At 71.4% G+C, this 5,401-nt stretch carries 5 protein-coding genes; 2 read left to right on the top strand and 3 right to left on the bottom strand.

From position 1 onward, the window contains the following. Positions 1 to 65 precede the first annotated feature (65 nt). Complete coding sequence (locus tag ACFU5G_RS28915) at positions 66 to 1,004, bottom strand: hypothetical protein (RefSeq protein WP_377252407.1); 939 nt, start codon at positions 1,002 to 1,004, stop codon at positions 66 to 68. A gap of 13 nt (positions 1,005 to 1,017) precedes the next feature. Next, on the bottom strand, positions 1,018 to 1,287 hold the full coding sequence (locus ACFU5G_RS28910) for a GlsB/YeaQ/YmgE family stress response membrane protein (RefSeq protein WP_377252405.1): 270 nt from the start codon (positions 1,285 to 1,287) through the stop codon (positions 1,018 to 1,020). A gap of 210 nt (positions 1,288 to 1,497) precedes the next feature. On the opposite strand from ACFU5G_RS28910, the gene ACFU5G_RS28905 reads away from it, so the two are divergent. Beyond that, positions 1,498 to 2,337: an ion transporter gene (locus ACFU5G_RS28905; protein WP_377252403.1), complete on the top strand. Its 840-nt coding sequence runs from the start codon at positions 1,498 to 1,500 to the stop codon at positions 2,335 to 2,337. Positions 2,338 to 2,340: 3 nt separating this feature from the next. On the opposite strand, the gene ACFU5G_RS28900 is transcribed toward ACFU5G_RS28905, so the two are convergent. Then, positions 2,341 to 4,233, bottom strand: coding sequence for a class I tRNA ligase family protein (locus ACFU5G_RS28900; RefSeq protein ID WP_377252401.1), 1,893 nt, complete (start codon positions 4,231 to 4,233; stop codon positions 2,341 to 2,343). Positions 4,234 to 4,847: 614 nt separating this feature from the next. Between ACFU5G_RS28900 and ACFU5G_RS28895 the strand changes: the two genes are divergently transcribed. Further along, positions 4,848 to 5,069, top strand: a complete 222-nt coding sequence (locus tag ACFU5G_RS28895) for a hypothetical protein (RefSeq protein WP_036958673.1) — start codon at positions 4,848 to 4,850, stop codon at positions 5,067 to 5,069. Positions 5,070 to 5,401: the final 332 nt, after the last annotated feature.

The following is a 5,401-nucleotide window of genomic DNA, read 5'->3' as shown; positions in this document are numbered from 1 at the left end:
CCGTCGGGCCCATGGTCCGACGGCGGAGGCGGCGCCTTTCGCGTACCCGGGCCCGGGCCAGCGCCCTACTCGGGCCAGTCGCAGCTGTCCGCGATGAAGGCGAACAGGTCGGCGCGCGCCGAGTCCGGCATGGGCACGTAGATCACGTGCTGCGCCTCGCCGTCGACGCTCGCCGACACGGGCAGGAAGGTGCCGCGCTTGTCCTCGCCCACGGCGTGCGCGTCGCAGCGGGCGGGCACCACGGGCAGCGTGATCGCGCCGGTCCGCTGGCCGTCCAGCGCGTCCCCGGTCCAGCCGGAGCCGTCGCCGCCCGGGTCGGCGTTGTTCATGATCGTGGTCCCGGCGATCCGGTCGATCGTGACCTCGGGCCCGCCGCTGACCGGCTCGACCCGCAGCGTGACCAGGGCCGTCAGCTCGCCGTCCCGCGTCTCGACCGGCACGTCGGGGTCGACGGCGAGCTTCGCTCCCGCGGCGACGGCGGCACCCGCGCAGTCCACGGCGTGGTTCCGCGCGAGGTGCCCGCCGGGATCGCCCACCTCCGCGACGACGACGTCGGAGGCCGGGCCCAGGTCGTCGAACTCGCCCAGGGCCAGCCTGATCGTGGCCGACGGGGCGGCGTCCGGCACCGGCTCCTCCGGACCCGCCGGGAAACCGGCGCAGTCCGCCTCGCCCAGCTCGACGTAGACGTCCCGCGTGGTGCCGGGCCGCAGCGCCGGGGTGCGGTTCTCCTTGGTGGGGTGGGTCGGCCCGAAGCCGTCGGCGTCCAGGGCGCCCGACAGGAGCGTCATCGTCTCGTCGGAGTCGTTGGTGACCGCGAGGACGATCTCCCGGGCGGCGTACTGCGTGCGCCCCTGGTCCACCTGGACGGTGAGGTGGTCGGCCATGCCGTCGGGCACGGGGCCCAGCGTCGACGAGGGCTCCGGCGAACCGCCCGAACATGCGACCGCGGCCGCCCCGATCAACGACGTCAGGACGACGCCGAGGACGGTGCGGCCGCGGGCCACAGCGACAGGCCGGTCAGGCGGTCTTGCGCCGGCCGAAGATCGCCTGGGCGATCAGGATCACGATGATCGCGCCGATCACCGAGAACAGCCAGCTCTCCCACGACCAGAACTCAGCCATGGCGTCAATCTTGAAGAGCGCGCTACCGATCCAGCCGCCGAGCATGGCGCCGAGCACACCGAGAAGCAGCGTGACCCAGAAACCACCCGGCTGCTTGCCCGGGATGATGATGCGAGCGATCACGCCGGCGATCAGTCCAAGAACGAGAAATGCGATCCAGGCCATGATGTCTTCCTCCAGTCGTGTTGCTTGCTTGTGCTCTACTCAAGCACTGATTTGGTTCAGTTGCCACCGGACCCGCCGATCAAGCCCATATCGGGACATTGCGCCCAGACAGGTTGGGGCGCACCGCCACGCTAAGGTTCGCCCGGGCATGGGGCCTGAGGCACTGCCGGAGCACGGGCTCCGGGCACGGGAACGTTGAGGAGAGACCGGATGAACCAGGAGATCGGCGCGCAGGCGGTACCGCGGACCGGACGGGAGCGGCTGCGGGCGTTCCTCGACCAGAGGTGGGTCACCAACCTGGTGCTCGGGGTGATCCTGGCGAACGCCCTGGTCCTCGGCGCCGAGACCATGGTGACGGGCGCGGCCCTCGATGTCCTGATCAAGATCGACCACACCATGCTCGGCTTCTTCGTGCTCGAGCTGATGCTGCGGATGATCGCCTACGGCCGGAAGTTCTTCCGCGACCCGTGGAACGTGTTCGACCTGCTCGTCGTCGGGGTCGCGGTGCTCCCCGCGAGCGAGTCCCTGTCCGCGCTGCGTGCCCTGCGGGTGCTGCGGGTCCTGCGGGTGATCACCGTGGTGCCGTCGCTGCGCCGCGTGGTCGACGGCCTGCTGCGGGCCGTGCCGGGGATGGGCGCAGTGGGGGCCCTGCTGATCCTGGTCATGTACGTATCGGCGGTCATCGCGACCGGCCTGTTCGGCACGTCGTCGCCCGAGTACTTCGGCAGCCTGTGGATCTCCCTGTTCACGCTCTTCCAGGCCATGACGGGCGAGGCCTGGCCCGACATCGCGCGCTCGGTGATGGAGACCCATCCGGCCGCGTGGATCTTCTTCGTGCTCTACATCCTGGTCGTCAGCTTCGCGGTGCTGAACCTGTTCATCGCCGTCATCGTGAACGGCATGGAGGAGATCGCGGAGGAGGAGCGCGAGGACGACGAGCAGAAGGACGAGCGGCTCGAGAACCTGGCCGCGCAGAACCGCGAGATCCTCGCCGAGCTCCGCGCCCTGCGCGCGAAGCTCGACGAGGACGACGACGGCGCGGCCGCCTGACCGTCAGGCCGGAGCCAGCACCACGTTGACCAGGTGCGGCGGGCGGACGACGACCCGCCGCACCGCCCGGTCGCCTACCGCACGGGCCACCGCCGGCCGTGCCAGGGCCGCTCGCTCCAGGTCGGCGGGCGCGACGTCCGCCGGGACCAGCAGCCGGTCCCGCACCCGTCCGTCCACCTGGACCACGGCCTCGACCTCGGCGGCGACCAGGTACGCCGGGTCCACGTCGGGCCACGGCTGCGCCGCGACCGCCGTCGTGCGGCCCAGCCGTTCCCACAGCTCCTGGGCGGTGAACGGGGCGAACAGGCTCAGCAGCACCGCGACCGCGGCGACGGCCTCGCGGTGGGCCTCGCGGTCTTCCGGCCCGCCGTCCGACGTCGCCCGCCGCACCTCGCCCACCAGCTCCATCAGCCGGGCGATCGCGACGTTGAACCGACCCGCCTCGACCAGATCGTCGACCTCGTGCACGGTGCGGTGCACCACCCGGCGCAGGTCCGTCGGTCGAGCCCCGTCCGTGGGTCGATCTCCCAGCCGCAGCACCCGGGCCAGGAACTTCCGCATCGCCTCCGGCGAGACGTCCGCCCAGTCGACGTCGTCCTCCGGCGGGCCCGCGAACAGCATCGCCAGCCGGACGGCGTCCACCCCGTGCCGGTCCAGCTCGGCCGCCAGGTCCACGCCGTTGCCCAGCGACTTGCTCATCGCGCGGCCGTGGTTGATCACCTGGCCCTGGTTCATCAGGCGGGCGTACGGCTCGGGTGACGGCACCAGGCCCAGGTCGAACAGCACCTTGGTGACGAACCGCGCGTACAGCAGGTGCATGGTCGCGTGCTCGACGCCGCCCACGTACAGCGCGGCCGGCATCCACCGGGCGGCGTCCTCAGGGCGGAACGGTCCGCCGTCGTACCCGGGCGACAGGTAGCGCAGGAAGTACCAGGACGAGTCCACGAACGTGTCCATGGTGTCGGTGTCCCGCTCGGCGGGTCCGCCGCACCGCGGGCAGGTGGTCTCCACCCAGTCGCGGGCCGCGGCCAGGGGCGAGACGTCGCCGGGGGCCAGCCGGTCGCCCGCCAGGTACGGCAGCTCGACGGGCAGCTCGTCGTCGGGCACCAGCACCTCCCCGCACGCCGGACAGTGCACCACCGGGATCGGGGCGCCCCAGTACCGCTGCCGGGAGACCAGCCAGTCGTGCAGGCGGTACGTGCTCTCGCCGTCCGGCCCCTCGGACCGGCCGATCCAGTTGCGCTGCATGGTCAGCACGTGCGCGGGCCAGCCCGGCTCCAGCAGGGACATGTCGTCCAGCAGCCGGTCCGCGTAGGCCGTGATGCGGAAGAACCACTGCGTCAGGCTGCGCGCCACGACCGCGGTGCCGCAGCGCTCGCACGCGCCGTCGACCACCTGCTCGTTGGCCAGGACCGTGCGGTCCTCCGGGCACCAGTTCACCTCCGCTGCCGCACGGTAGGCCAGGCCCCGCTCGTGCAGGCGGGCGAACAGCCATTGCGTCCAGCGGTAGTACTCCGGCTCGTGGGTGTGCAGGCGCCGCGACCAGTCGAACGAGACGCCGTAGCGCTCGATCGACGCCGCCTGTGTCGCGATGTTGGCCTCCGTGAACACCGCTGGGTGCTCGCCGCGGCGGATCGCGGCGTTCTCCGCGGGCAGGCCGAACGAGTCCCAGCCCACCGGGTTGAGCACGTCGAAGCCCTTGGCGCGCCAGTACCGCGCCACGACGTCGGTGATCGCGAACACCTCGGCGTGACCCATGTGCAGGTCGCCCGAGGGGTACGGGAACATCGTCAGCAGGTACCGGCGGGGCCGGGCGCCGTCGTCGGACGCCGCGAACCCGGCGGCCTCGGCCGGGCCGCCGCGGGTGGGTCCAGGGGTGGTGCGCTGCTCGCTCATCGCTCTCGCTCTCCGGTGCGTCGATCGGGTTCCGGGCACGAAAAAGCCCCTCGCAAGGAGGGGCGGCCGCACCGGGTGTGCCCGCTCGAGGGCGGAACCGGTGCGGCTAGATAAGCAGCGAGCGTGCCGTGCGCATGGCCCCACGGTACGTGGGCCGGCCTGGCTGGTAAAGGAAACTGGCAGGTCAAGAGAGGTGGGCGGCGGGGGGGCGTCGCGTCCGGTGACACGAGCGCCGGATCGGTCCGCCGCCAGCGAGGTCCGAGCCGGCGCTCGCGCCGGAGAACGGGAGTCCGTGGCTCGGCGTGCCCCCAGCGCACTCCGAACCACGGCTCCCGCCCGACGCGCCGGAGCTCGGCCCGCCCCCAGCGAGGTCCGAACTTCGTCCGCGTCACAGCTAAGACGCGGGCACGTCCCGGATGTCACAGCACTTTTCGATGCATTCACATGTGGCCTGGCTCACAGGCCTACCGGATGAAAAGCGATCGCGCGCGCCGAACGGTGCCCTGGGCACCCATTTCGGACCTCTCCCCGCGCCAGAACCGGACGTCACGGAACAATCCGAAGAAATTTCCGGAAGTGCTGTGACATCCGGTCGGCTCGCGCGTCTGGGCTGCATGGAACACACCGAGCACCCCGAACTTGTTCGTCTGGGCGCCCAGTACCTGCGCGCTTACGCGGAGGGTGACGCAGTCAACCTCTACCGCCTCGCCGACGCGTGGGGAGCAAGCGACCTGATCGCCGCGACCTGTGAGGTCGCCCTCGCGATCATCCACGCGACGTCCGGGCCGCAGGGCCTCGACGTCGTCTCGACCACGTTCACGACCACCCGGAGGTGAACCCTGATGGACCCGACCAGATCCGAGCCCGAGCCCCCGCTCGGGTCCCCGTCCGAGCCCGTGCCGGCCGCGCACCCCAGCGGCGCCGCCACGACAATCGATCACGCCGGAATGTTGCACAAACGTGGATCTGTGGTGCGATCATTGCCGAGCGAGTCGAAACCGGACACTATGCGCAGAGGGGAACAGGTTCGCGTGACGACGACAGGTGACCTGCGGATCGACGACTGGGTGGTACACCGCCCCAACGTCGTACGCTCCGTCGCGGCACGCGTGCCCGGCATCGACGCCGAGGAAGCCGCCAGCCGCGCCCTGGAGAAGATGGTCCGCAT

The sequence above is a fragment of the Promicromonospora sp. NPDC057488 genome (assembly GCF_042802395.1).
In the GTDB taxonomy this organism is placed as follows: Bacteria; Actinomycetota; Actinomycetes; order Actinomycetales; family Cellulomonadaceae; genus Promicromonospora.
Note: the sequence above shows the minus strand (reverse complement) of the source record. Positions and strands in the feature narration are given on the sequence as shown.

What these genes read in the sequence shown, in the direction of transcription:
- ACFU5G_RS28910 (WP_377252405.1), bottom strand. Translation starts at nt 1,287, where the DNA reads ATGGCCTGGATCGCATTTCTCGTTCTTGGACTGATCGCCGGCGTGATC.
- ACFU5G_RS28905 (WP_377252403.1), top strand. Translation starts at nt 1,498, where the DNA reads ATGAACCAGGAGATCGGCGCGCAGGCGGTACCGCGGACCGGACGGGAG.
- ACFU5G_RS28900 (WP_377252401.1), bottom strand. Translation starts at nt 4,233, where the DNA reads ATGAGCGAGCAGCGCACCACCCCTGGACCCACCCGCGGCGGCCCGGCC.
- ACFU5G_RS28895 (WP_036958673.1), top strand. Translation starts at nt 4,848, where the DNA reads ATGGAACACACCGAGCACCCCGAACTTGTTCGTCTGGGCGCCCAGTAC.